The organism is Pseudomonas sp. NPDC079086 (genome assembly GCF_044542155.1).
Lineage (GTDB): Bacteria > Pseudomonadota > Gammaproteobacteria > Pseudomonadales > Pseudomonadaceae > Aquipseudomonas.
In genome coordinates this window covers 66,343-91,145 of sequence record NZ_JBITTY010000004.1, presented here as the reverse complement: position 1 = coordinate 91,145, position 24,803 = coordinate 66,343, and the positions used below count along the sequence as shown (strand labels likewise).

The 24,803-nt window shown below is 62.0% G+C and carries 23 protein-coding genes and 2 pseudogenes; 19 read left to right on the top strand and 6 right to left on the bottom strand.

Annotated elements, in window-relative coordinates:
* Together eutC and ACIGEK_RS18455 are read left to right on the top strand one after the other, a co-directional pair.
* A complete protein-coding gene (gene eutC / locus ACIGEK_RS18460; protein ID WP_397494713.1) occupies positions 1–819 on the top strand; it encodes an ethanolamine ammonia-lyase subunit EutC in 819 nt (272 codons plus the stop codon).
* A gap of 129 nt (positions 820–948) precedes the next feature.
* Positions 949–1,416 (top strand): GNAT family N-acetyltransferase, encoded by a 468-nt coding sequence (locus tag ACIGEK_RS18455; RefSeq protein ID WP_397494712.1) that lies wholly within the window; start codon positions 949–951, stop codon positions 1,414–1,416.
* A 48-nt stretch (positions 1,417–1,464) separates the two neighbouring features.
* Here ACIGEK_RS18455 and ACIGEK_RS18450 read toward each other — a convergent pair whose 3' ends face one another.
* Positions 1,465–3,063 carry a protein kinase gene (locus ACIGEK_RS18450; RefSeq protein WP_397494711.1) on the bottom strand — a complete coding sequence of 533 codons (1,599 nt, stop codon included), beginning with the start codon at positions 3,061–3,063 and terminating at the stop codon, positions 1,465–1,467.
* 111 nt (positions 3,064–3,174) lie between these two features.
* On the opposite strand from ACIGEK_RS18450, the gene ACIGEK_RS18445 reads away from it, so the two are divergent.
* The gene (locus ACIGEK_RS18445; protein WP_397494710.1) at positions 3,175–4,017 is read left to right on the top strand and encodes a zinc-dependent peptidase; all 843 of its coding nucleotides are present in this window, start codon (positions 3,175–3,177) and stop codon (positions 4,015–4,017) included.
* Positions 4,018–4,095: 78 nt separating this feature from the next.
* Positions 4,096–4,623, top strand: coding sequence for an inorganic diphosphatase (ppa, locus tag ACIGEK_RS18440; protein WP_298184234.1), 528 nt, complete (start codon positions 4,096–4,098; stop codon positions 4,621–4,623).
* 265 nt (positions 4,624–4,888) lie between these two features.
* Here ppa and ACIGEK_RS18435 read toward each other — a convergent pair whose 3' ends face one another.
* The gene (locus ACIGEK_RS18435; protein WP_397494709.1) at positions 4,889–6,562 is read right to left on the bottom strand and encodes a phosphoethanolamine transferase; all 1,674 of its coding nucleotides are present in this window, start codon (positions 6,560–6,562) and stop codon (positions 4,889–4,891) included.
* Between the two features lie 246 nt (positions 6,563–6,808).
* On the opposite strand from ACIGEK_RS18435, the gene ACIGEK_RS18430 reads away from it, so the two are divergent.
* The 4 genes from ACIGEK_RS18430 (at position 6,809) to ACIGEK_RS18415 (ending at position 11,359) form a co-directional block, all read left to right on the top strand.
* On the top strand, positions 6,809–7,738 hold the full coding sequence (locus tag ACIGEK_RS18430) for a hypothetical protein (protein ID WP_397494708.1): 930 nt from the start codon (positions 6,809–6,811) through the stop codon (positions 7,736–7,738).
* Positions 7,738–9,825, top strand: a complete 2,088-nt coding sequence (locus tag ACIGEK_RS18425; protein WP_397494707.1) for an LTA synthase family protein — start codon at positions 7,738–7,740, stop codon at positions 9,823–9,825. Before ACIGEK_RS18430 ends, ACIGEK_RS18425 begins: the two co-directional genes overlap by 1 nt.
* A 33-nt stretch (positions 9,826–9,858) precedes the next feature.
* The gene (locus ACIGEK_RS18420) at positions 9,859–10,506 is read left to right on the top strand and encodes an SAM-dependent methyltransferase (protein WP_397494706.1); all 648 of its coding nucleotides are present in this window, start codon (positions 9,859–9,861) and stop codon (positions 10,504–10,506) included.
* Positions 10,507–10,588: 82 nt separating this feature from the next.
* Positions 10,589–11,359 (top strand): sulfite exporter TauE/SafE family protein, encoded by a 771-nt coding sequence (locus ACIGEK_RS18415; RefSeq protein ID WP_397494705.1) that lies wholly within the window; start codon positions 10,589–10,591, stop codon positions 11,357–11,359.
* 6 nt (positions 11,360–11,365) lie between these two features.
* Here ACIGEK_RS18415 and ACIGEK_RS18410 read toward each other — a convergent pair whose 3' ends face one another.
* A complete protein-coding gene (locus ACIGEK_RS18410; protein WP_397494704.1) occupies positions 11,366–12,358 on the bottom strand; it encodes an AraC family transcriptional regulator in 993 nt (330 codons plus the stop codon).
* Positions 12,359–12,530: 172 nt separating this feature from the next.
* Here ACIGEK_RS18410 and ACIGEK_RS18405 point away from each other — a divergent pair, with 172 nt between their 5' ends.
* The 6 genes from ACIGEK_RS18405 to ACIGEK_RS18380 all read left to right on the top strand — a co-directional run bounded on the left by ACIGEK_RS18405 (position 12,531) and on the right by ACIGEK_RS18380 (position 16,292).
* Entirely contained in the window at positions 12,531–13,385 is an 855-nt protein-coding gene (locus ACIGEK_RS18405; RefSeq protein WP_397494703.1) for a MaoC/PaaZ C-terminal domain-containing protein, read from the top strand.
* A gap of 105 nt (positions 13,386–13,490) precedes the next feature.
* Entirely contained in the window at positions 13,491–13,805 is a 315-nt protein-coding gene (locus ACIGEK_RS18400; protein ID WP_397494702.1) for a nucleotide pyrophosphohydrolase, read from the top strand.
* Positions 13,802–14,551 (top strand): methyltransferase, encoded by a 750-nt coding sequence (locus ACIGEK_RS18395; protein ID WP_397494701.1) that lies wholly within the window; start codon positions 13,802–13,804, stop codon positions 14,549–14,551. Before ACIGEK_RS18400 ends, ACIGEK_RS18395 begins: the two co-directional genes overlap by 4 nt.
* A 29-nt stretch (positions 14,552–14,580) precedes the next feature.
* Positions 14,581–15,174, top strand: coding sequence for a DUF4136 domain-containing protein (locus ACIGEK_RS18390; RefSeq protein WP_397494700.1), 594 nt, complete (start codon positions 14,581–14,583; stop codon positions 15,172–15,174).
* 23 nt (positions 15,175–15,197) lie between these two features.
* Positions 15,198–15,761, top strand: coding sequence for a DUF4136 domain-containing protein (locus ACIGEK_RS18385; protein ID WP_397494699.1), 564 nt, complete (start codon positions 15,198–15,200; stop codon positions 15,759–15,761).
* A gap of 42 nt (positions 15,762–15,803) precedes the next feature.
* Positions 15,804–16,292, top strand: coding sequence for a GNAT family N-acetyltransferase (locus tag ACIGEK_RS18380; protein WP_397494698.1), 489 nt, complete (start codon positions 15,804–15,806; stop codon positions 16,290–16,292).
* A 6-nt stretch (positions 16,293–16,298) separates the two neighbouring features.
* Here the strand turns inward: ACIGEK_RS18380 and ACIGEK_RS18375 are convergent.
* Positions 16,299–17,197, bottom strand: a pseudogene (locus ACIGEK_RS18375) (LysR family transcriptional regulator).
* 99 nt (positions 17,198–17,296) lie between these two features.
* On the opposite strand from ACIGEK_RS18375, the gene ACIGEK_RS18370 reads away from it, so the two are divergent.
* From ACIGEK_RS18370 to ACIGEK_RS18350, 5 genes are all read left to right on the top strand, one after another.
* Positions 17,297–18,169, top strand: coding sequence for an MBL fold metallo-hydrolase (locus ACIGEK_RS18370; RefSeq protein ID WP_397494697.1), 873 nt, complete (start codon positions 17,297–17,299; stop codon positions 18,167–18,169).
* 156 nt (positions 18,170–18,325) lie between these two features.
* Positions 18,326–18,775 (top strand): DMT family transporter, encoded by a 450-nt coding sequence (locus ACIGEK_RS18365; protein WP_397494696.1) that lies wholly within the window; start codon positions 18,326–18,328, stop codon positions 18,773–18,775.
* 173 nt (positions 18,776–18,948) lie between these two features.
* Entirely contained in the window at positions 18,949–20,436 is a 1,488-nt protein-coding gene (locus ACIGEK_RS18360) for a SulP family inorganic anion transporter (RefSeq protein ID WP_397494695.1), read from the top strand.
* 154 nt (positions 20,437–20,590) lie between these two features.
* Positions 20,591–21,442, top strand: coding sequence for a universal stress protein (locus ACIGEK_RS18355; RefSeq protein ID WP_397494694.1), 852 nt, complete (start codon positions 20,591–20,593; stop codon positions 21,440–21,442).
* 149 nt (positions 21,443–21,591) lie between these two features.
* Positions 21,592–22,713: a GGDEF domain-containing protein gene (locus ACIGEK_RS18350; RefSeq protein ID WP_397494693.1), complete on the top strand. Its 1,122-nt coding sequence runs from the start codon at positions 21,592–21,594 to the stop codon at positions 22,711–22,713.
* A gap of 33 nt (positions 22,714–22,746) precedes the next feature.
* On the opposite strand, the gene ACIGEK_RS18345 is transcribed toward ACIGEK_RS18350, so the two are convergent.
* Both ACIGEK_RS18345 and ACIGEK_RS18340 read right to left on the bottom strand, forming a co-directional pair.
* The gene (locus tag ACIGEK_RS18345) at positions 22,747–23,475 is read right to left on the bottom strand and encodes a methyl-accepting chemotaxis protein (RefSeq protein ID WP_397494894.1); all 729 of its coding nucleotides are present in this window, start codon (positions 23,473–23,475) and stop codon (positions 22,747–22,749) included.
* Between the two features lie 141 nt (positions 23,476–23,616).
* A pseudogene (locus ACIGEK_RS18340) lies at positions 23,617–24,633 on the bottom strand (cache domain-containing protein); the annotation flags it as partial.
* Positions 24,634–24,803 lie beyond the last annotated feature (170 nt).

Genomic DNA, 24,803 nt, shown 5'->3' with positions numbered 1-24,803 from the left:
ATGTACGATGACAGCCCACTCAGCGGCGCCAGCGAAAATCCCTGGCAGCAACTGCGCAACCTGACCCCAGCGCGTATCGCCCTGGGTCGCGCCGGCACCAGCATGCCGACCCGCGCGCAGCTGGATTTCCAGTTTGCCCACGCCCAGGCCCGCGATGCCGTGCACCTGCCGTTCGATCACGGCGCATTAGCCGCAGGCCTGGCCCACCAACATCGGCAGAGCCTGCTGCTGCACAGCGCCGCCAAGGACCGCGACACCTACCTGCAACGCCCGGACCTGGGTCGGCGCTTAAGCCACGAATCCGCCGAGCTACTGGGCCAACATCGTGAGAACAACCCGGACGGTTACGACCTGGCCATTGTCGTTGCCGACGGCCTCTCCGCCCTGGCCGTCCACCGGCATGCGCTGCCCATGCTGGAACGCATAAGCGAACAGGCACAGGCCGAAAACTGGAGCCTGGCGCCTGTCGTCATGGTTACCCAGGGCCGGGTAGCCGTAGCCGATGAAGTGGCTGAGCTGCTGGGGGCAAAGATGGTGGTGATCCTGATCGGCGAGCGCCCGGGCCTTAGCTCGCCGGACAGCCTGGGCCTGTACTTCACCTACGCGCCGAAAGTCGGCCTGACCGATGCCTACCGCAACTGCATCTCCAACGTCCGCCTCGAAGGCCTGAGCTATGCCATGGCCTGCCACCGCTTGCTATACCTGATGCGCGAGGCGTGCCGGCGCCAGCTGTCAGGGGTTAACCTCAAAGATGAAGCTGAAGTACCGCTTCTAGACAGCGGGGCGCGAAGCGAGAATTTCCTGCTGGGTAAGCTTTAATACCAATGGCTTACAACCAAACGCTTGTTTGGATTGCACTTTCCAAAAGCTTTAGGCAGCATCGGGTCGTTCGCAGGCAGCGCTGCTGTGTTGCCAAAGCCATCCACATGACTGAAGTAGAGGCTCACCATGCGCATTGTCCAAGCGACCCTGGAGCATCTGGATCAACTCACGCCACTGTTCGTTAATTACCGCGAACACTTCGGCCAGCTGCCCTACCCTGACTCCTCGCGCACCTTTCTGGAAAAGCGCATCAGCCGCAAGGAATCGGTGATCTACCTGGCCATGGCCGACGATGAAGAGAAGATTCTCGGCTTCTGCCAGCTCTATTCGAGCTTCTCCTCGCTGTCGCTCAAGCGCGTGTGGATTCTCAACGACATCTATGTTTGCCAGGATGCACGCCGCCAGCTGGTGGCCGACCGCCTGATCCAGACCGCCAAGCAGATGGCCAAAGAAACCAACGCCGTGCGCCTGCGCGTAGCCTCCAGCGTCGATAACGAGGTCGCGCACAAGCTCTACGAATCCATCGGTTTCAAGGAAGACACCGAATTCAAAAGCTTTGTCCTGCCAATCACCGAAGACTTTACCGCACCGTAAGCCTTTACCTGAGCCAGCGACGCACAACGCTCCGCTGGCTCAGTTATTTCAGCCTTCCAGGCTCAGCCACAGGCCCACCCCCAATTGCAGAATCAACAGGGCAAGCACCGCCAGGTGCCAGCTCTGCCGATAGTGTCGTGCCCGCCGCGCAGGCGCCGGCTGATGCAGCAAGGGTTGCTGCAGGGCATGCTGAAACTCCGATAATGCCTCAAAGCGCGCTTCCGGCCTGGGCGCCAAGGCCCGCGCCAGTACGCCATCCCAACCAACCGGCACCTGCACACTGAACTGCGCCAGCGGCACGTAGCGGCTGTTGTAGCCGGCATCTGCCTGCGCCGCCTCAGGCCAGCGCCCGCAGAACAGCCAGTAGGCCAGCGCCGCCAGGGCAAACTGGTCGGCGCGACCATCCACGGCCTGCCCGGCACGCACCTCAGGGGCCAGTGGCACGGCCTGTTCGGGCAATGCCTGCTGCGCCACTCCAGGCAACAGCGCGGCATGCTCGGGTAGCAACAGCAGTCGGCCGCCGCCATCCAGCAGAATATTGCGCGGTGCCAGCCACAACCCCTGCATGCCACGCCGCTGCAGACCGCGCACGGCGGCAATCAATTGCTCGAGCACGGCCAGCACCGTCAAAGCATCCACCGGGCCATGAGCCGCCACCCAGTCAATCAGGCTGCGCATACCCTTGCCCGCCGGTTCGAACAACCAGAAGGCATGCTCGCGCGGCTGATGTGAAGACATCACCTGCGCCAGGCTGGCCACCGGGCTGCGCCGCAACGCCCACTCGCGCTGCCAGAAGGCTTCATCCGCATCCTGCTCGGCCAACCACAGCATCGCCTCACGCCCACGTGGATCAGTGGCGCGAAACACCCGCCCAGGCGGGCCGTAAGGACAAGCCGAGAGCAATACCCAGCCATCCAGTTGCAGGCCAGGTTGCGGCTTGACTACCGCCCGCCAGGGCTTGCGCGGGGCCAGCGCAGGCGCGCTATCGGCTTCGTCCGGCAGCAATAGCACCGCGGCACCGGGGGCCTGGAGTAACGGCGCAAGCAGCTCCGGCAGTGGGTCGCTTTGCAGGGCCTCTCCCGCACCGCGAAAACCCTGTAAATCCGCCACATCCAGCAGCGGCTGGGGCGCCAACAGCAATAGCTCGCCAGGGCTGAGGGCCAGCCGATGCTGCACCAGCGCCAGCTCGGGCTGCGCACCCAGTTGCAAGCCATCACGGCCAATCAGGCTGGTTGCCGTGTCGCCGTGATAACGCCGCAAACCAATGGCCCCGGCCTGGAGAAAGTGCGCCTCGCCGTTCTGCACCAGCAACAAACCGGCATTTAATTGAGCGACGCTGCGTCCGGCCTGGCGCTGGCGAAACAACTGCTGATTGAACGCCGCCAGCACCTGCCGCGCCGCCTGGGCTTCACTCCAGCCACCGGGCGTACAACAGCAATCGGCCAGCAGGCCATCCAGATACGCCTCCAAAGTGCGCACTACATCAGTGCAGTCACGCGCCCAGAGCAGCGCCACCAATAACACCGGAGGCCGCCCCTCGCGCCCCGGCAGCCAGGTCGCGCGGGCCCGTGCGGCCTGGCTGGGCAGGTCGACACCATGGCCGCAGAGCAGTTTGACGGTGGGATGATGCAGGCGTTCGATCGACATTGGCAGCCCTCCCAGGTCGCGGATAAGCATGCCATTGCAGCCTTTGTGCCGACTTGCCCAGCATTGTCCCCCGGCTTATGGTGGGCGCTTTCCACCTTCCGAGCAGAATCCATGTGGTCGCTCCGCGCCTGGCGTCGCCAGCGCATCCTTGCCCGTCACCCCATCAGCAGCGCGCAATGGCAGGCTGTGCTGCAACAGCTGCCGATCCTCGATGGTTTGGACGACGCCGAACAGCAGCGCCTGCGCGAACGCGCCGTGCTGTTTTTGCACCACAAACACCTCAGCGCCCTGCCCGGCGTCGAACTGGACGGCCATGCACGCCTGTTGCTGGCGGTGCAGGCCGAACTGCCGCTGCTGCACCTGGCCGACCTCAACTGGTATCAGGGCTTTCATGAAATCGTCCTCTACCCGGATGACTTCATCAGCCCGCAGCGCCACCGCGACGCCAGCGGTGTGGTGCACGAATGGGACGCCGCACACAGCGGCGAAGCCTGGCAACAAGGTCCGGTAATCCTCGCCTGGCCCGGCGTGCAGACCAGCGGCCAGTGGCATGGCTACAACCTGGTGATCCACGAGTTGGCGCACAAGCTGGACATGCTCAATGGCGACGCCAACGGCCTTGGCCCAATCCTGCACAGCAATATGGCTGTGCAGGATTGGGCCAAGGCCATGCAAAGCGCCTTCGATCAGCTAAACGCCGAGCTGGATGCCGACCCCGAGGGCGAAACCGCCATCGACCCTTATGCAGCGGAAAACCCGGCGAAGTTCTTCGCCGTTACCAGCGAATACTTTTTCAGCGCCCCAGACCTGCTCACCGAGGCCTTCCCGGCGGTGTACGCGCAGCTGGCGCTGTTCTACCGCCAGGACCCGCTGGCGCGCCTGCAGCAGTTGCAGGCCAGTAACCCGGACTATCAGGTCAGAACTGAAGACAGCGGGTTCGCGACCAATGGCTAGGCATCCCGGCGTAGCAACCCCTGGGGAATATGCCTATAATCGCGCCACTTTTTTGGCCCACCCCTCGGGAGTCGCCCCATGAGCTACAGCAAGATCCCTGCTGGCAAAGACCTGCCAAACGACATCTATGTCGCCATCGAGATCCCGGCCAACCACGCGCCGATCAAATACGAGATCGATCACGATATCGATTGCCTGATGGTCGACCGCTTCATGGCCACCCCGATGTTCTACCCGGCCAACTACGGTTTTATCCCGCACACCCTGGCTGACGACGGTGACCCCCTCGACGTGCTGGTTGTGACCCCATACCCAGTCGCGCCAGGCTCAGTTATCCGCGCCCGTCCGGTTGGTGTACTGCACATGAGCGACGAAGCTGGCGGCGACGCCAAGCTGGTTGCCGTACCGCACGACAAATTGACCGTGCTGTACAAAGACGTACAGGAATACACCGACCTGCCACCCCTGCTGATCGAGCAGATCAAGCACTTCTTCGAGAACTACAAAGATCTGGAAAAAGGCAAATGGGTCAAGGTTGAAGGCTGGGGCGGCGCTGAAGAAGCCCGTGGTCTGATTATGAAGGCGGTCGCTGCTTACCAAAAATAAGTCGCGCCCACCCCCTAAAAGCCGGCCACAAGCCGGCTTTTTTATTGCCTACGATTTAGCCCATCTCAAAACGGAATGTTGCCAGCCGTGCTAAATGCCTCTGGGAGGCCCGGCAAAAGGCGCGGATTTATCCGCAATCAAACACAGTCTCGACCATCACGGCGGGTAGCGTTTTGGTCGACTAGGCACCCGCACAACTGCCGACACTTGATTCGGTGCGGCGACAGCCTTGGCGTCAAGCGCCAAAGACCGGCCGGAGGCGACGTTAATCAACGCTCAGCTGGGTATCGCCAAGATGCACCGCAACCGTGGCGGGCATACAACCGCGAAAGATATCCAGCTGCGGCTGATAGACCGAGGTGCGTACACCCATCAGGCCGATTACCGAGTGGAACAGGTTGTCTTGCGACACCGGCTGGCCCGCCTGCTGGCGCAGGCAATCGGCTGAGATGCCACTGCTGCGCTGCATGCCGTCGGAGAACCACAGCACCATCGGCACATGGGTCTGTTCACTTGGGGCCATGGCGTAGGGCACGCCATGCAGGTACATGCCGAGCTCACCGAGGGACTCGCCGTGGTCCGACATATAGAGCATGGCCGTGTCTAACCTCGCTGCATTGTTGTGCAGCAGGTCGATGGTGGCGGCCAGCACATGGTCGGTGTAGAGCAGGCTGTTGTCGTAAGCATTGACGATGCTGGCGGTGTCGCAGCGATCGAGTTGCACGTTTTTGCACACCGGGGTAAAGCGCTCAAACGCCGCAGGGTAGCGTTTGTAATAGGCTGGGCCGTGGCTGCCCTTCATGTGCAGCACCACCACGGTGTCACGGGTCAGGCCGTCCAGATACGTCTGCAAATTGTGCAGCAGCGCCTCGTCGTGGCACTCGCCATCGGCGCAGAACTCGGCAAGTTTGAGGTGCGAGACATCCTCACTGGGCACCCGATCACAGGCACCTTTACAGCCGGAGTTATTATCGCGCCAAAGCACGCCAACACCGGCACGCTGCAATACGTCGAGCATGCCTTCGCGATTGCCGGCCATCGACTCCTTGTAATCCGCCCGGCCGACGTCTTGAAACATGCAGGGCACCGAAACCGCCGTGGCGGTGCCGCAGGAGGACGCTTGCGGGTAGTTGATCACATCGCGCTCAGCCAACTCTGGGTTAGTCGGGCGCGCATAACCGTTGAGCGAGAAGTTCGCCGCACGCGCCGTTTCGCCCACCACCACTACAGTTACCCGCGGCCGATGGGTTACGCCTACCGCACTGATGCGATGTGCGTCGGCGCCAACCACTTCCAGCGTGACCGGTGCAGCCAGCTCGCGCTTGAGGTAGCCATGCACGGCCCCGACCACATTCGACGGCACCAGCATCAGGCGCACTTCGCGGTGGTTGCGAATCAGTGAGGCATACGGCTGGAATTGGCTCATCACCAGCACGGCAAACACCCCCAACAGCACGGCCATACTTCCCAGCTTGCCGGCCAGTTCTCGCTGCCACGCTAATGGGCGAGTCGGCATACGACTGATCAACAGCGCAGGCAGCACGCCCAACAACAAAAGCCAAAGCAGCAGGCGACCATTGAACAGCTCCGTGGCTTCTGCCACATCGGTCTGCAGCATGTTGGTAAGCATGTTGTAGTCGATGACGATGCCGTAACTGTTCATAAAATAGCTGGCTCCGGCCGACACTAGCACCAGCAGGGCCAGCACCGGTTTGGTCAGCCGCCCCCAGGCCAGCATGCTGAGCAGTACGTACAGCCAGATCCAGACAAACAGCGGCAGGCTCAGCAGGAACAGCGGGCTGTCGTTGCTCATGCCGCCCACGCCCTGCCAGACGCTATGCCAGAACGGCAGGTTCATGGTCAGCATCAGCCACAAGGCAACCAGCATGGTCAGCACGTTACGGCTGACGGCCACACGCTTAAGAATTGATTCGCGCACAAAGCACCTGGGTAGATAACGAGACTGCCGCAAATCTACTCAGGCAGATGTGAAATGCCTGTCGGGCGGATGTGAAAAAACTGTTGAGTGATCAGTGCCGCGCCTCTGCGCTCAGCCCGCCGCCTGCGGATACGCCCCAGTCACGTGTGAGCAGCGTAGAACTCACGAATTTTTCACATTCTTTTGACATGGAATTGAATGCCTACCTTCTAGGATGCGGGCACTGTCTACCGATGGATATTGCCCATGCTGCCCTCTTCATTACTCGACAAGCCGCTGCCGACTCACGCTGGCGTGCTGCATGGCCTCAACCTTCGCGGCAAACTCGGCTGGCTACGGGTCGCGCAAGTACTGATGGTCGCGCTGCTCGCGACATTCAGCTACATGGGCTGGCGTCACCTGTACCCTGTGGTGGCCGAAACGGGCTGGCGCTATGAGGTTCTGCTCAACGATATCGAGAAAGTCAGCGCCATTGCTCTGGATGCCGAAGGCGGCCTCCTGCTCAGCGAGGAACTGCAAAGTGGTGAGGGACGAATTCTGCGTTACAGCGCCGACGGCAGCCTTGAGCCGGTAGAAGCTGGCCTGTCCAAGCCAGATGGCATGGTCAGCTTCCGCGGTGGCGTGGTGTTCAGCCAGGAGCAAGGCGATGAGGCTGTGCTCTGGCGGACACCGCAGCGCACCGTCGAGCTATTTGCCGGAAGCAATGTTGAGGGCCTGGCCAATGATGGTCGCTACCTCTATGCCATCGAAGACCGTCATGGCGATGGCCGCCTGTTGCGCTACGACCCCAGCAACGACACTACCGTGGTACTGCGCACCGGCCTGGATCAAGCCGAAGCCATTACCGCCTGCCCCGACGGCCGCCTGTTCTATAGCGAGAAGAGTAGCGGCACGGTTTCTCAGGTACACGCAGAAGGTCATGACAGCGTGGTGCTGACGGGCCTTAACCAACCCGGCTTTCTGCTGTGCAACAACCAGGGCTTGTGGATCACCGAAGATGCCACACACATGGCCCGCCTGTTGCGGCTGGCCCCGGACGGCCGGTTGCATACCGTGTTGTCACACCTGCGCTCGGCACAAACCCTGATCGAAACGCGCCCTGGCCACTATCTATTGGCCGAGCAAGGCCGCAACCGCGTGCTGAGCCTGCAACGCGACCCACAGGAAACTGATTGATGCCCGCCACGTCTACTCGCTCTGCCTCAGGCCGCAACGGCTTGCGTCAACACCTGCTGTTCACGGCCCTAAGCGGTGTCCTGTTAATCGTGCTGTACAGCCTGCTGCGCATGGCGTTACTGGTTTATAACCATGAGCTGATTGGCGAAACCACGACCAACGACCTGCTGGAAGCCTTCGGCAACGGTCTACGCTTTGATCTGCGCTTGGTCGCTTTTGCCCTCGCCCCGCTGATTCTGGTGATCGGCAGCCGGCGCTTGATGGCGGCGCGCACCTGGCAGCTGACCTGGCTCAGCGTGGTGGCCAGCCTCACCCTGTTCCTCGGCGTGCTGGAACTGGACTTCTACCGCGAATTTCACCAGCGCCTCAACGCGCTGGTGTTTCAATACCTCGGCGAAGACCCTGCCACCGTCATGAGCATGCTCTGGCATGGCTTTCCGGTCGCTCGCTACCTGGTCGCCTGGGCACTGGCCAGCTGGCTGCTGTTCAAAGCCCTGCAAGCCATCCATCGCCTGGCCCCGCCGGCAGACCCGCGTCTCAGCGCAGCGGCAGGCGAGCGCTGGTATTGGCGCATCAGCGTACTCACCCTCTGCCTGTTCCTCGCCGTACTCGCAGTACGCGGCACCCTGCGCCAGGGCCCGCCACTGCGCTGGGGCGACGCCAGCACCACTGAGTCGGTATTTGCCAACCAACTGGGGCTCAACGGCACCCTGACGCTGATCGATGCCGGCAAAGCGCGCTGGTCTGACCACCGCGACAACCAATGGAAAGCCCGTCTGCCCGGCGCCGAAGCGCAAGCCCTGGTACGGCAGATGCTGCTGACCCCGCAGGATCTGCTGATCGACAGCGGCGAGGCGGCGATCCGCAGAATCAGCACACCAAAACCACACCTGCAGTTGCCGGTACGCAATGTGGTGGTAATCCTGATGGAAAGCTTCGCCGGGCATTATGTCGGCGCGCTCGGTGCGGGCGGCGACATCACCCCCAACTTCGACCGTCTGACTAAAGAAGGGCTGCTGTTTACCCGTTATTTCTCTAACGGCACCCACACCCATCAAGGCATGTTTGCCACCATGGCCTGCTTCCCCAACCTGCCCGGCTTCGAGTATTTGATGCAAAGCCCGGAAGGCTCACATGATTTCTCGGGGCTGCCGCAGTTGCTGGGTGATCGCGGCTTTGACGACCTCTATGTGTATAACGGCGACTTTGGCTGGGATAACCAGAAGGGCTTCTTCGGCAACCAGGGCATGAGCCACTTCATTGGCCGCAACGACTATGTCGACCCGGTGTTTTCCGACCCGACCTGGGGCGTTTCCGACCAGGATATGTTTGACCGCGCCGACCAGGAGCTGCGCAAACTCGATCGCCAGCGGCCGTTTTATGCCCTGCTGCAAACCCTGTCCAACCACACGCCTTACGCCCTGCCCGACCCACTGCCGGTAGAGCCGGTCAGCGGTTTCGGCTCCAACGACGAACACCTCACGGCCATGCGCTATTCGGATTGGGCCCTGGGCCAGTTTTTCGAGAAGGCGCGCAAGGCCCCCTATTTCAAAGACACGATGTTCGTGATCGTCGGCGACCATGGTTTTGGCAGCCCCGAGCAGCTCAGCGACATCGACCTGTATCGCTTCCATGTGCCATTGCTGGTTATTGCCCCGGGGGTTCAAGAACAATTCGGCACCCGCAATGACATTGCCGGCACCCAACTGGACATCGTCCCCACCATCATGGGCCGCCTTGGCGGCCCAGTGCAGCAGCAATGCTGGGGCCGTGACCTGTTGGCGCTGGACTCGACCGATCCGGGCATTGGCGTGATCAAGCCCTCCGGCAGCGACCAGACCGTCGCTCTGGTTTCCGGCAGCAACCTGCTGATACAGCCCCGTGACGGCGCGCCGCGCTTGTATGACTACAAGCTGCATGAGAACGCAGGCATACAGCCCACCGACAACGCCGCGCTGCAAGATCATCTGCTGTCGCGCCTGCAGGCCTTTTTACAAGTCGCTACGCAAAGCCTGTTGAGCAACACCGCGGGGGTCGGCGATACGCAACCCAACACGCGCCAGACCGCCGCACAAGACAACCCATAACGTCGCCGTGATCGAGATAACCCGGACAGCCCTATGTCGAGCCACCCGCACAGCACACCGCAGCGACCGCACATCGAGGTGGGCAAGACGCCTGCCGGGCGCATGCTGAGCAGCATTGCCCGGCGCGTGACTCAGTGGCGGACCGGGCAGCTGATCAACAGTGCGCTGAAACTGGCCGGCGAGCCGAGCCTGGTGCTCGACCTACCCTGCGCGGCCGATGGTTTATGGCCGCTGCTGAGCACCAGCGAGAGCCGTGTAGTGATTGCCGCCGAGGCCAATGCCGAGCAACTGACAGCAGCACTGGCAGGGCTGCATGCGGTTTTCAGCCGCAGGGTGCATCCACTGCAAACCTCGCTGTTCGCGATTGATCTGGGCGCCAATGCGGTGGACTGTATTTTCTCCATGTATGGCCTGCATCAAATCGACGACCCACGGCGCAGGATGCTTGTGCTGCGCGAATTCAACCGGGTTACGCGCGACTGCGTGATCATTTCAGTCTGGGTCGATGGCAACCTCGAAGCCGCACGCCAAACACCCCTCACCCGGCGCAACGGCCAGCTTCACGCGCGAGCGCAGATCGAGCGCGAGTTCACCGATGCAGGCTTTCACATCACCGGTCACCGTGACTTCATTCCCGGCCTGGCCATGCTGCGCCTCTATGTCCTGCACAAACTCAGCTGAGTCGCCCGTCTAATACCTTGATCGACATGGCCGAACATTCCCGGCCTGGGTATGCTGCAGCCTTTTTGCGCGAGGGATAGCCATGCCTGTGTCCGATATGTTGTTGCTGGTCCTTGCAGGCTTTGCAGCAGGCGGCATGAATGCCCTGGCCGGCGGCGGCACGTTCTTCTCCTTCCCCGCCTTGCTCGCCGCCGGCCTGCCGCCAGTCACGGCTAACGCCACCAATGCCGTGGCGCTGTGGCCAGCCAGCCTGGCCGGAGCCTGGGCAGCGCGGGAGTCGTTGCGGCCGCTGGGGCGTTATCTGCTGCCGTTGCTGGCGGCCGGGCTGGCTGGTGGCCTGCTCGGTGGCCTGCTGTTGCTGGTGGGCGGCGATGCGGTATTTGCCAAGCTGATTCCCTGGTTGCTGCTGGTCGCCACTGCGCTGTTTGCCGCCAGCCCCTGGCTTAGTCGCTGGCTCGCCGCTCGCCGCGCCGAGGCCGCACAGCCTCCGCACGGCCCGCTATCGCTAAGCGCGCATATCGGCGTATCGATCTATGGCGGCTACTTCGGCGCAGGCATGGGCATCCTGCAACTGGCGGCGTTCTCCATCGAAGGCCACCCGCTGGCCCGCGCCAACGCGCTGAAAAACCTGATTTCCGCAGTGATCTACAGCGTCGCCACAGCGACGTTCATCATCGCTGGCCGAGTCAGCTGGTATGAGCTGGTGATTCTGCTGGTAGGGGCCACCGTGGGCGGCTATGTCGGCGGCGCACTGGGCCAGCGCTTGCCGGCCAAGTTCCTGCGCCTGCTGGTGATCAGTGTGGGCAGCGGCATGACGCTGTATTACTTCTGGGCGACCTATTTCGCCCGGTAGCAATGCTTAGCTTTTCCCGCGCTTGCGAAACTCCACTGGGGTTTCACCGACCCAGCGCTTGAAGGCGCGATAGAACGTGCTCGGCTCCGAGAAGCCGGTGCGCTCGACGATCACTTCGATGCGTTCGTCAGTGTTGAGCAGCAGGTCTTTAGCCAAACGACAGCGGTAGTCGGTGACCAGGTCGTTGAAACGCACCCCGGCCATGGCCAGCCGCTCGCGCAAGCGGCGCGCCGGCATATTCAGCCGCGCGGCGACCTGCTCAAGAGTCGCGCCACTATCGACCAGCAACTCGCCGATCAATTCGCGCACCTTACACACCAGGTCCAGCCGCTCGACTTCAGCCAGCTGCCGCCGTGCCAACGACTCGTGCATGCGCAGCAGCTCCGGTGCGGCATGCCGTGAGGTCTTGTCCAGCACCGAGGCATTGAACACCAGCGCGTAGCGCTCGCCGCCCAGTTGCGCCGGGCAGCCATACACTTCTGCATAGCGCTCGGCTGGCGCACCCTCGGCATGCATAAACTGCACTTCATAGGGAGTAAAATCGCCTTCGGTCAATGCATCGAACAAGCGGATCACCGCACCGGCGAGCATCTCCGGGAAGTGTCGTGGCGTACCGGGAATCAACCCAAGCACCAGCACCGCACGCTCGCCTTGTACGTCCAGCTTGGCATTCAGGGTGTCGGAGAGCAGGCGCACATAACGCAGGGCATGGCGCAGGCCTTCGCCGAAGGTTTCACTGGAAAGAAACAGGTACTCCAACAGCAGCCCGTGGAAGGCTGGCAGATGCTGGGCCAGGTAGAGGCCGACATGCTCTTCGCCGCATTCGTCGATAGCGGCTTTCCAGAACACGGCTTGGGCCGCATGGGGAAAGCGCCCGGCAGGCAGACCACCAGGCGGCAAGCCAACGCGGGCCAGCACGCGATCGGGGTCGGTACCGCTGGCACGCAAGGCGTCGATCACCGGGCGCATCAGCGCCACATCGTCAGTCAGGTCACGCATGTCGAGGAATTCTTATTGTTTGCGAGGCGCGGTCATCTTAGGCAGCTTTAGGTCATGCGCTCAAGGCGTGAATGCGAGCGATTGACTGGCCCGACGCGCTTCCAGGCATGGCGGCCAATGCACAGCGGCGCTAGCCGACTAAGCTGCTGCCTCCGTTCTGAGGAGTTTGCCCATGGCCATCGACTGGCTCGACCTGCCCGCCCCGCCTGCCTTACCCGCCCTGTTTCTGCGCGCAGCCCTGCGCCGCCGCGTGACCGGCCGCAGCCTGCCCGAGCTGGGCGTGCGTTGTCAGGTCACAGTCGACCCCAAGCACCTGGCGCGTTATCGGCAGATTTGCGGCTTTGCCGATGACCATCTGCTGCCTGCGCCCTACCCCCACATCCTGGCATTTGCCCTGCAAATGCAGCTACTCACCGACAAGCGCTTCCCCTTCCCGCTGCTCGGCCTGGTGCACCTGGAAAACCATATCCGCGTGCTGCGCCCACTCGGCGGCCTCGGGCCGTTTACCGTCAGCGTGCAGGTGCAGGACCTGCAGCCTCATGACAAAGGCGCGACCTTCAGCCTGATCACTCAGCTGCACGACCAGCTCGGCCTGCTCTGGGAGGGTGACAGTCGCATCCTCTGCCGCGCCTTGCGCCTGGACGGTTCGCCGGCCGAACGCGAAGCCGAAACCGCACGTGCACAGACCACTCTGGCGCACTGGCGCGCCCCGGCGGATATCGGCCGGCGTTATGCGCGCATCGCCGGCGACTACAACCCGATCCATATGTTTGCCGCCACGGCCAAGCTGTTCGGCTTCCCGCGCGCGATTGCTCACGGCCTGTGGAACAAGGGCCGCGCCCTGGCCGAACTGGCCCCGCGCCTGCCTGCTGCTGGCTATACAGTGAGCGTGCGCTTTCAGAAACCGGTGCTGTTGCCGGCCGAGGTGCGATTACTGGCCAGCGAGCCGGCCAGTAGCGGCCAGTTCAGCTTGCTTGGCGCGGATGAGCTGCAGCATATGAGTGGCAGCTGGCGACCGCTGGATTGAAATCTCGCCTGAAATAAAGCGGGGGGCTGCCGCTAACTGCCCGGCAGCCGCTTGCACAGTGCAGATGAACCCCCGAAGCTATGCTCCTCTTTGCTGGAGCTGCTGATGAACCTCGCCGAACTGACCACCCGCATGCATGCCATTCGTGATCGCAACGATTGGCGGCAATTCCACAGCCCGAAGAACCTGGCCATGGCTGCCAGCGTGGAAATGGCCGAGCTGGTGGAAATCTTCCAGTGGCTGACCGAGGCCCAGTCGCAGCAACTGTCCCCGGAACAACTGACCCACGCAGGCCAGGAAATCGGCGATGTGATCCTCTATCTGGTGCTGCTGTGTGGCGAGCTGGGCCTGGACATGGAGCAAGTGGTACGCGCCAAGCTGGCTGACAACGAGCGGCGTTTTCTCGGAGACACGCAATGAGTGATCGGCACTTTGATGAGTTGGCCACGCGCTTCGCCGAAAAAATCTATGGCGGTGCCAAGGGCGCGATTCGCCTGGCCGTGCTCCAGGCCGACCTGGCCGAAGCCCTGCCTGAGCGTCCGTTGCGCGTGTTGGATATTGGCGCGGGGCTTGGCCATATGTCGCTGTGGCTGGCTGAACGCGGCCATCAGGTGACCCTGACCGAGCCGGCAGAACCGATGCTCAATGGCGCCCGCGAGCGCTTTGCTGCCGCAGGACAACAAGCCACCTTTATCCAGGCGCCCTGGCAGGACTTGCTCGGCCAGCTCGACCAACCCTATGACCTGGTGATCTGTCACGCGGTACTGGAGTGGCTGGCAGAGCCGCACAGCATCCTGCCGGTGCTGCATCAACTGTGCGCACCCGGCGGCTGGCTGTCGCTGGCGTTCTACAACAAGGATGCGCTGATCTACCGCAACCTACTCAAGGGCCACTTCCGCAAACTGCGCAAAGCCGAGTTCGCCGGTGAAAAACAGAGCCTGACACCGCAAATGCCGCTTGATCCACGCGAGCTGGCGGCGCAACTTGAGGCTAATTGGCAGGTCGAAAGCCAGAGTGGCGTGCGGGTATTTCACGATTACATGCCGCAGCCGTTTCAGGCCAAGGCCGAACTACTCGACCTGCTGGAAATGGAGCTGGCCTACCGCCGTCACCCCAGCTTTGCCGGCCTGGGCCGCTACCTGCACTGGATCTGTCGGCCGCGCTGATTACCCTCTCACAGGAGGCGGAATATTCAATGAAAAGACTGGGCGCACTACTGCTATTGGCGACCCTAGCAGGCTGCCAGAGCGACAACCCCTATACCGCCGAAAGTAAGCCCCTGCCGCCTGCCCCCGTGCAGGCGGCCCAGCACTTGGACCTCAGCGCCTACCCGGCAGAACCACGCGACTACGGCCAATACCGTACCTGGAGCTGGCAACGCCTGCCTGCCGGCACCGCCTGGGCCAGCTCGGAGCAGGTTCAGGAAGCGTTGAGTAATGCCCTCGACCAACGCGGCTTGCGCCCGCATCGCGCTGGTAAAAACAGCGACCTGAAAGTCAGCGCCGAGCTGCGCCTGGAACAACGTCTGCGCCAGGTCACCGAACACTATGGCAGCCAGTATGGTCATAGTCGTTATGGCAATGAGTACGGCATGTGGGGCAGCGCGCCGCTGGTACGCAGCTATACCGAAGAAGTCATGGTGGTGCGCATCGAATTGTTCGATGGCCAGGATGGCCAGCCGATCTGGAGCGCCAGCGCCGAAACCCTCAGCAGCGGCAGCCAGAGTGAACGTGCCGCCGCACTGCGCAACGCGGTACAACAGACCCTGGCGGCATACCCGCCGAGCTGACCGCTGCACTAAGGAGAGCACCCATGCGTGCATCACTGCTGTTACTGCCTCTGCTGTTGATCCTCAGTGCCTGCCAGACGCCGCAGCTGGAGCGCGACTTCGACCCCAGCCGGGACTTTGCTGCCTACCACAGCTGGAGCTGGCAGGAACCGGGCGTGCAATACAAACCCGATGACCCACGCATCAACAGCGACCTCACCGGCCAACGTATCCGCAGCGCGGTCAGCGAGCAGCTCGAGCAACGCGGCTTGCGCCCGGCGGCAGCGAACACTGCGGGCGATCTCAAAGTGCAGGTGTGGATGATTGTCGATAACCGTCAGCAGCAGGTCAGCACCCACTTTGGCGGAGGCTGGGGCGACCCGTGGGGCGGCGGCTTCTGGGGTGGCCCGAGTTATGTGGAAACCCGCACCCTGGACTATCAGGTCGGCACCCTGCAGATCGACCTGCTCGACGGCAAGGACGGCAAGCTGGTCTGGCGCGGCAGTGCCGAACAGGTGCTACGTAGCCGTCAGCCCAGCCCCAGCGAGCGCGAAGCATCGATTCGCAGCACGGTCGCCGAAGTGCTAAGTCAGTACCCGCCACATTAATCCGCCATTTCCGAATGCACGACTGCCTAACAAGGATGTTGCATGAGCCCGACCCCACACCTCAGCCATCGCCCCGCTGCGGCGGCTGACCTGGCCGAGATCGTCGGCTTTCCACAAAATGCCGATGAGCTGTTTTTCTGTTACCCCAAGGCTGACTGGCCACTGAGTGTCGGCCAACTGGCCGCCGCTATGGCGGAACGCCGCGACAGCACCGTGGTGCTGCTCGATGGCCGGGTGGCGGGCTTTGCCAACTTCTACCAATGGCACTACGACGACCACTGCGCCCTCGGCAATCTGATGGTCGCCCCCTGGGCGCGTGGCCACGGCATTGCGCATTATCTGGTAGCGGTGATGGAGCAGCTGGCCCGCGAGCATTACCACGCCAAGCGCATGCAGGTGTCGTGCTTCAACGCCAACAGCGCCGGCCTGCTGCTCTACCCCAAGCTCGGCTATGCCCTCAGTGGCGTGGTCGAACGACGTGATCCCGCAGGGCAACGTGTGGCGCTGATTCAGTTCAGCAAAGCACTCTGACCCGCACTACATATCCCAATCTGGCGCATCCGCCAGCCGCTTGATCAAGAAATCCAGCAACGCCCTAAGCGCTGGCGGCATCTGCCGGCGCGTGCCGTACAGGGCGTGAATACCCAGTTGCTGCGGCTGTAGTCGGGCAACAACTGCACCAGCATCCCGGAGCGCAGGTGCGCACTGACCGAATAGCGCGGCTGCAGGCTGATGCCGGTATCGGCCAGCACCGCTTCCAGCAGCACCATGGATTCATTGGCGCTGAGGTTGCCGCTGACCGCCACGGCATGCGGCTCGCCAGCGCGGCTGAACTCCCAGATGCTGCGGCCGAAATAGGCGTAACTCAGGCAGTTGTGCTGCGCGAGGTCCTCGGGTCGCTGCGGCGTGCCGTGCTGCGCCAGATACGCGGGGGTAGCGCATACCACCGACCGACACACCGCCAGCTGGCGGGCGATTAGATTAGGGTCGAGCTGATTGGTGATGCGCAGGGCCAGGTCAATACGCGCTTCCACCAGATTGACCGCATGGCTGCCAACTAGCAGATCGACACTGACCTGCGGATACAGGCGAATAAACTCATCCAGCGCATGTACCAGCCAGGCCTGGGCCAGCGACTGGCTACAGGCGATGCGCAAGGTGCCGCGCGGCGCAGCCTCATCCGTGCGGCTAACGCTCTGCATGGCGTCGGCCATGGCCAGCATCTCGCGGCACTGGCCGAGCAACTGCTCGCCGGCACCGGTCAGGCTCAGCTTGCGCGTGGTGCGGTGCAGCAAGCGCGCACCAACCCAGGTTTCCAGTTCGCCGAGGTAGCGCGAAACCATTGCCCGCGATATCTCCAGCGCTTCGGCGGCAGCAGTCTGGCTGCCACGCTCCACCACTTCGACAAATACCCGGGTTGCCGTTAGCCGGTCCATGATTAGCCCATTTAGCGCAACAAATATGCGCAGATTAAGGGGCTTTTTGATCGATTTAAAGCAACTAAGATCACATCACTTACTCAACAGGAGATCAGCATGTCGATCCTCAACCATTTGCGCAGCCTGCTTACCAGCGCCAGCCTGCTTACCCTTGCCACCACGGCCATTGCCCAACCGCTGACCCTGGATGTCTACAACCCAGGCGACAAGGCGATCTTTCCGGTCACCTCGACGCTGATCAGCGGCGAGCGCGATGTCATTCTGGTCGATGCGCAGTTCTCCACCCGCGAAGCCTTTGAGCTGGTCGAACGTATTCAAGCCAGCGGTAAGAACCTCACTACCATCTTTATCAGCCACGGCGACCCAGACTTCTACTTCGGCCTGGACACCCTGACCCGCGCTTTCCCCAAGGCCAAGGTGCTGGCCACGCCAGAGACCATCGCTTATATCGAAAAAAGCCGCGAACCGAAGCTGGCCTACTGGGGCCCGATCCTCAAGGACAGCGCGCCAGCACGCACCCTGGTGCCACAAGCCCTGCAAGTCGACCACCTGATGCTGGAAGGCCAGACCCTGCAACTGATCGGCCATGACCCTAAGCACACCAGCCTGTGGATTCCGAGTATCAAGGCAGTGGTCGGCGGTGTACTGACCTACGCCAACATCCACCCCTGGATTGCCGATGCGCAGACGCCGCAAGCCCGTCAGAGCTGGCTGAAATCCCTAGATGAGTTAGAAGCGCTGCAGCCGAAAACCCTGGTGCCGGGGCACTTTATGGGCCAGCCGAAGCTGAACCTAGATGACCTGCGCTTTACCCGCAACTACCTCAATGATCTGCAAGCTGCACTGCCCAACGCCACGAACAGCCAGGCGCTGATCGAAGCGATGCAGGCCAAGTACCCGAAGCTGCTCGACGCCAGCAGCCTGGAACTGAGCGCCAAGGTGCTCAAGGGCGAAATGCAGTGGCCCTAAGCCGCAGCACCTGACGCACCACGCCGCAGACGAAAAGGCCTGGCTCAACGCCAGGCCTTTTCGTCTGCGGGTAGCGGCTATCTGACCTTGCCAGGCTGACGAGACGGACAGCTTATACGGCATACTTCTGCACCCTACCCCGCTGTGGAGATGCCCATGCCTGCCCCGATCTGGTGGTTGCTTGCCCTGCCCTTTGTCGCTGGCGCCTGCTTGCCGCTACAAGCAGGGATAAATGGGCAGCTGGCCAAGCAGGTGTCGAGTGTATTGGCCGCGTCGCTGGTCTCTTTTGCGGTCGGCACCCTGGCATTACTACTCCTGGTACTCGCCCAGCGTGAATTCCCCAGCCTCGGCGCGTTAAAAGGCCTGACCTGGTGGCACTGGAGCGGCGGCCTGCTGGGGGTGATGTTTATCGCCACCGCGGCATTTGCCGGCCCCAAGGTTGGCGCGGTGCTGTTTATGGCCCTGGTGATCGCCGGGCAACTGAGCATGGCCCTGACCCTCGACCATTTCGGTTGGGCCGGCTTTCGCGAAGCGCCGATTACAGCGGGCAAAGTCGGCGGCCTGCTGCTGATCGTCGCAGGCATCTGGCTGATCCGGCGCGGCTAGCCTCCTGGCGCCCCGCGTCGTCGGCTCTGGCCTGCTGTGCTAAAGTGCACGTCGTTTTTACACCCCGCGCCTTGTCCGCCCTGCTTATAGCCAACCAGCCTTGTGCCTGACTAACCGTCCGGTGCTGCTACGCCTATTGGCCTGCCGCTGCGCCCCAGATTTTGGAATTGACCATGCTGCAAAGCCTGAAAAACACCTGGTTCTTTAACATCCGTGGCGATGTGCTCGCTGGCCTGGTGGTGGCGCTGGCACTGATCCCGGAAGCCATCGCCTTCTCGATCATCGCTGGCGTCGACCCCAAAGTCGGCCTGTATGCCTCCTTCTGTATCGCCGTGGTGATCGCCTTCGTCGGTGGCCGCCCGGGCATGATCAGCGCGGCCACCGGCGCCATGGCGCTGGTGATGGTCACGCTGGTCAAGGAGCACGGCCTGCAATACCTGCTGGCTGCCACGCTGCTGACCGGCGTGCTGCAAATAGCGGCTGGTTACCTCAAGCTCGGCAGCCTGATGCGCTTCGTCTCGCGCTCGGTGGTCACTGGCTTCGTCAACGCCCTGGCGATTCTGATCTTTATGGCGCAACTGCCAGAGCTGACCAACGTCACCTGGCACGTCTACGCCATGTGCGCCGCAGGCTTGGGCATCATCTACCTGTTCCCCTATGTGCCGAAGCTCGGCCAGCTGCTCCCCTCGCCATTGGTGTGCATCCTGTCGATGACCGCCGTGGCCATGTATTTCGGCCTGGATATCCGCACCGTTGGTGATATGGGTGAGCTGCCGGACACCCTGCCGATCTTCCTCTGGCCGGACGTGCCGCTGAACCTGGAAACCCTGGGCATCATCTTCCCCTACGCCGCCGCACTGGCCGTGGTCGGTTTGCTGGAATCGATGATGACAGCCACCATCATCGATGACCTGACCGACACCAACAGCGATAAAAATCGCGAATGCAAAGGCCAGGGCGTCGCCAATATCGCCTCCGGCTTGCTCGGTGGCATGGCCGGTTGCGCGATGATCGGTCAATCGGTAATCAACGTGAAATCCGGTGGTCGCGGCCGCCTGTCCTGCCTGGTCGCCGGTAGCGTATTGCTGCTGATGGTGGTGTTCCTCAGCGACTGGGTCAGCCAGATCCCCATGGCCGCACTGGTGGCGGTGATGATCATGGTGTCGATCGGTACCTTCAGCTGGGATTCGATCCGTAATCTGAAAAACTACCCGCTGTCGACCAACCTGGTGATGCTCGCCACCGTGGCCGTGACCGTCTACACCCACAACCTGGCGTACGGCGTGTTCGTCGGCGTGCTGCTGGCGGCCATGTTCTTTGCCAATAAGATCGGCCACTTCCTCTATATCAACTCCGACGCTTGCAGCGATGGCAGCCATCGTACTTACACGGTAGTTGGCCAGGTGTTCTTCAGTTCCGCCGACAAGTTCGTTGCTTCATTTGATTTCAAGGAAGCCGTTAGCAAGATCACCATCGACCTGTCCCGCGCACACTTCTGGGACATCACCGCCGTGGCCGCGCTGGACAAGGTAGTGATCAAGCTGCGCCGCGAAGGCACCGAAGTCGAAGTGCTGGGTCTTAATGAAGCCAGCGCCACTATCGTCGACCGCTTCGGTGTGCACGATAAGGACAACGCCACTGACCTGCTGTCCGGCCACTAGAGGGGTTTGCAAACTACTGCGCTCAGCCGTGCCTCGTTGAAATCAGCCTCAAAATGCTCATGTACTACTCGTACACTCCGCTTTTCGGCTGATTTCGCCTTGCCTGACCATCGCTCGCGACGTTTCTAAATCCCCTCTAACAAGGAGAACAACAATGACCCAAGTAATGGCATGCATTGATGGTTCGCAATCCAGCCGCGCCGTGTGCGATTACGCGGCCTGGGCCAGCCAGCGCCTGAGTGCGCAACTGACCCTGCTGCACGTACTGGATGAGGTTCAGTACCCTGTCCAGGCCAACCTGTCCGGCGCTATCGGTCTGGGCAGTCGCGAACACCTGCTCGAAGAGCTGGCCAACCTGGATCAGCAGCGCCACACGCTGGCCATGGAACAAGGCCGTCTGATGCTTGAAGCCGCGCGCGAGCGGGTACAGGCCGATGGCATCGAGCCCGCACAACTGCGCCAGCGCCATGGTGATCTGGTGGATTGCCTGCACGAGCTGGAGGCCGATATCCGCCTGCTGGTGATCGGCCGCCAGGGCAAGACCAGCGACAGCCTTAGCCAACTGGTGGGCAGCCATCTGGAAAATGTCATCCGTACTCTGCACCGGCCGATTCTGGTCAGCTGCGGCGAGTTCAAGGCCCCGCAAAGCTACATGCTGGCCTATGACGGCAGCGCTACGGCGCGCAAGAGCCTGGAGATGATTGCCTCCAGCCCGCTACTCAAAGGTCTGCCCTGCCATTTGGTGATGATCGGCGCAGAGTCCAGCGACGCCTGGGAACAGCTCAAGGCGGCTGAACGTGTAGTACAAGGCTCGGCCAGCGAAGTGCACCTGGCGATTCGTGCTGGTGAGGTAGAGCCGACCCTTCACGCTTATCAACTTGAACAGGGCATCGACCTGCTCGCCATGGGCGCCTACGGCCACTCGCGGATTCGCCAGTTTCTGGTCGGCAGCACCACCAGCACCCTGCTGCGTACCAGCAATACTGCGCTGCTGATTCTGCGCTAGGGATCAAGCGTTAGGCGGCCGTTCTACGACCGCCTAGCTTGCTCTCTGCCTCACAACGCCAGCCGAAATCAGTGCGATAGCAATCTGACAGCTTTTTCAAAAGTAACGGGTTATGCTGCGACCAAGTCGTTATTTTGTGATCACAGGCCATGACTCAAGCCCAAGTCCCCCGCCAAGCCCAAGCCTTCGCCCTCTGGCGCGAAGCGCAGGACACGCGCATCCGCTCACCGCTGGGAGGTATTTATTACCTGCTGGCGTGGCTACTCACCTGGATATTCAGCAATGACCCAGGCGCACTGGTGCTGCCTGGCGTACTCGGCATTACCATGTTTGCTTTGCTGCTGGCCTTGCGCGTGCTGCATCGCCTGCCCCAAGAGCAAACCCGCGAATCGCTAAACCGCTGGCTTAACCTGCACTGGAGTCTGATTCTGCTCACTGCGTTGAGCTGGGGTTTGGCTCACGCCCTGGCGCAGAAAAACCCGCTATTCAGCAGTTCGGCAATCATCGCCACCCTCAGCACCATCGCCTTTAGTACTGCCCTGGCCTTCAACTTCGCCATGCGCAAGAAGCGCGCAGTGCTCGCGTTGCTGCTGATTTACCTGCCCGGGCTGCTGACCCTGGCACTGGCATGGCGCGAGCAGTACGCCATCCTGATCACCCTGAGCTTCTACCTGAGCTACCTGCTGCTGGTGCTGAGCCGCAGCAACCGCGAATACCACAACACCCTGGCCCTTGAGCTGCAGCTGCTCGACCAGCAGGAACGCCTCGAACACCTTAGCCGCACGGACAGCCTGACCCAGCTGGGTAACCGCTATCAGTTCAACAGCCTGTTCCCGGTGATGGTGGCCAACGCTCAGCGGCAGAGCCAGCCATTGTCGCTGGTGCTGCTGGATATCGACTTCTTCAAGCGGATCAATGACGAGTACGGGCATGCCTGTGGCGATAGTTGCCTGAGCGATTTTGCCGAACGCATGCGGCAGAATTTTCGCCGCGACAGCGACGCGCTGCTACGCCTGGGCGGTGAAGAGTTCGGCATCCTGATGCCCAACACCCCGCTGGAACAGGCACGCCTGCTGGCCGAGCAGTTCCGCTTGGAGCTGGAGCGCGAAGGCTTCAACGTACCGGGGGCGACCCTGCCGCTGACCGCCAGCCTGGGTGTGGGTTGCTATGACATGCTGCGCGACGGCAGTGCCGAAGCGTTCTTCAAGCGCGTCGATGATGCGCTCTATCAAGCCAAGGCGGCCGGTCGCAACCGCCTGGAACTGGCCTGAATGCGGCGACACGAACGTGCCGCCGGATAACACCTAAAGACGGAAGCTGCCCATCTGCTTGGCCAGATCATCGGCCAGGCCACGCAGGGTCTGACAGTCCTCTTTACACACCTGCACCTCACCGGCGGTGGCATGCGCCAGGTCGGCGATGCCCTGCACGTTACGGTTGATCTCCTCGGTCACCGATGACTGTTCCTCGGTGGCGGTGGCCACTTGGGTATTCATGTCACTGATGCGTTCAATCTGCTCGGTAATCGCGCTGAGCGACTGCCCCGTACGCTGACTCGCCTCGACGCCAGTACCCGTGGCACGTTGGCCGGCATGCATGGAGCTCACGGCTGTTTCCGCGCCCTGCTTAAGGCGCTGAATCATCTGCTGGATTTCATCAGTCGAGCTTTGCGTGCGACTGGCCAAGGTACGCACTTCGTCAGCCACCACGGCAAAACCACGGCCCATCTCACCCGCGCGCGCCGCTTCGATGGCCGCGTTAAGCGCCAACAGATTGGTCTGCTCGGAGATTCCGCGGATCACCGCCAGTACCTGATCGATCGATGCTACCTGCTCAGCCAACTCAGTGACTGCGGCGGCGGCATTGCCAATATCAGTGGACATGCTCTCGATATGCCCGATGGATTGGCGCACCTCTTTGCGCGCGCCTTGCGCCTCGTCCCGAGCACTTTGCGATGACTGCGCGGCACTGCTGGCGTTACGCGCAATTTCCTGCACGGTCAGGCCCATCTCATGCACGGCGGTGGCGACCATATCGGTCATTTCCTGCTGCTGGCTGGAGCGCCCGGCGGTGTTGTCCACCACCTGCGCCACCTGGCTGACCGAGGCGCGCAGGCGCTCGCTGGTCGCCAGTACATCGCTGATCAAGCTGCGCTGGCCGCCGATAAAGCGGTTGAAGCCCCGGGCCAGATCGCCCAGCTCATCCTCACGGGACTCATCCAGACGCCGGGTCAGATCACCGCCGCCGCCGCCGATTTCCACCAGCGCTGCAGTCACCTGACGGATCGGCCGCACCAGACCGCGCGCCAACAGCACCACCAGACCGAGGAAGAACAAGGCCACGCCGACGCCGATGGCGCTGGTCATAAACAGCGCCTGGCGCGCTTCAGCGTAGACTTCCGCCTCCGGCACCTCGCTGACCAGCAGCCAGTCCAGGCTGCTCAACTTCTGCGCCACGGCCAGGTAGGTTTCACCGTCACGCTCGAAACGCACCGCCTTGCCGCCGCTGCCCAGCAGCTCATCAGCCGGCGCCTTGCCAAACAGCTCGGCCAAACGGCCACTACCACTCAGTTCGGTCTGCGGATGCACCTTGATATCGCCCTGGGCATCGATCAGAAAAACCTGCCCACGCTCACCAAAGCGAAAGTCGCGGATCATTTCCGACATCGCTTTCAGACTGAAACCCAGGCCGGAAACGCCGAGGGTTTTACCGCCTTGTTTGATCCGCTGGTTGATAAACAGAGTCGGCAACCGCGTGCCCTTGTCGATATCGATTTCCAGCACCTGATCGCGGCTGCTGTCGACCAGCTTGTAGAACCACTGGTTTTCCGGCTGATCACGGCTGATCACCCGGGCCAGGCCCGCACCGGTGAAATAGTTGCCGCTGTCCAGTACGGCAATCGAGGTGGTCATGGCGTTCTGCTGTGCACGCACGCCCTCCAGATAACGCGCCACGGCATCGCGCTGGCCCTCATCTTCTCCAGCCGCCAGCCAGTCCTGAATAAAGACATTGCCGGCAATCCCGGCGTTGGCGGTGATCGGCGCGGTCAGCACCCGCTCCAGGTCGTTACGAATCGCCAGCACCCGCGCCGGTAACGCTTCTTCGACCAGAAAGCGCTCGGTCAGACGATTGACCACCGCCGAGTAGACGCCCACCACGATCAGAATGCTGGCGAGCAGGGCGGCGCCCATGCTGAGAATCAGCTGCCACTGGATGCTGCGTTTCCACAAGCCCATGGAGGTTACCTTCTAGTTATTATTTGCAAACACAGATTGAATACAATTTTGTATACAAACTCAATTGTTCTGCGACGTATAACGCTATCGGCAGCACCGACTGCCGGCTTTAACCAGCCAGCGGC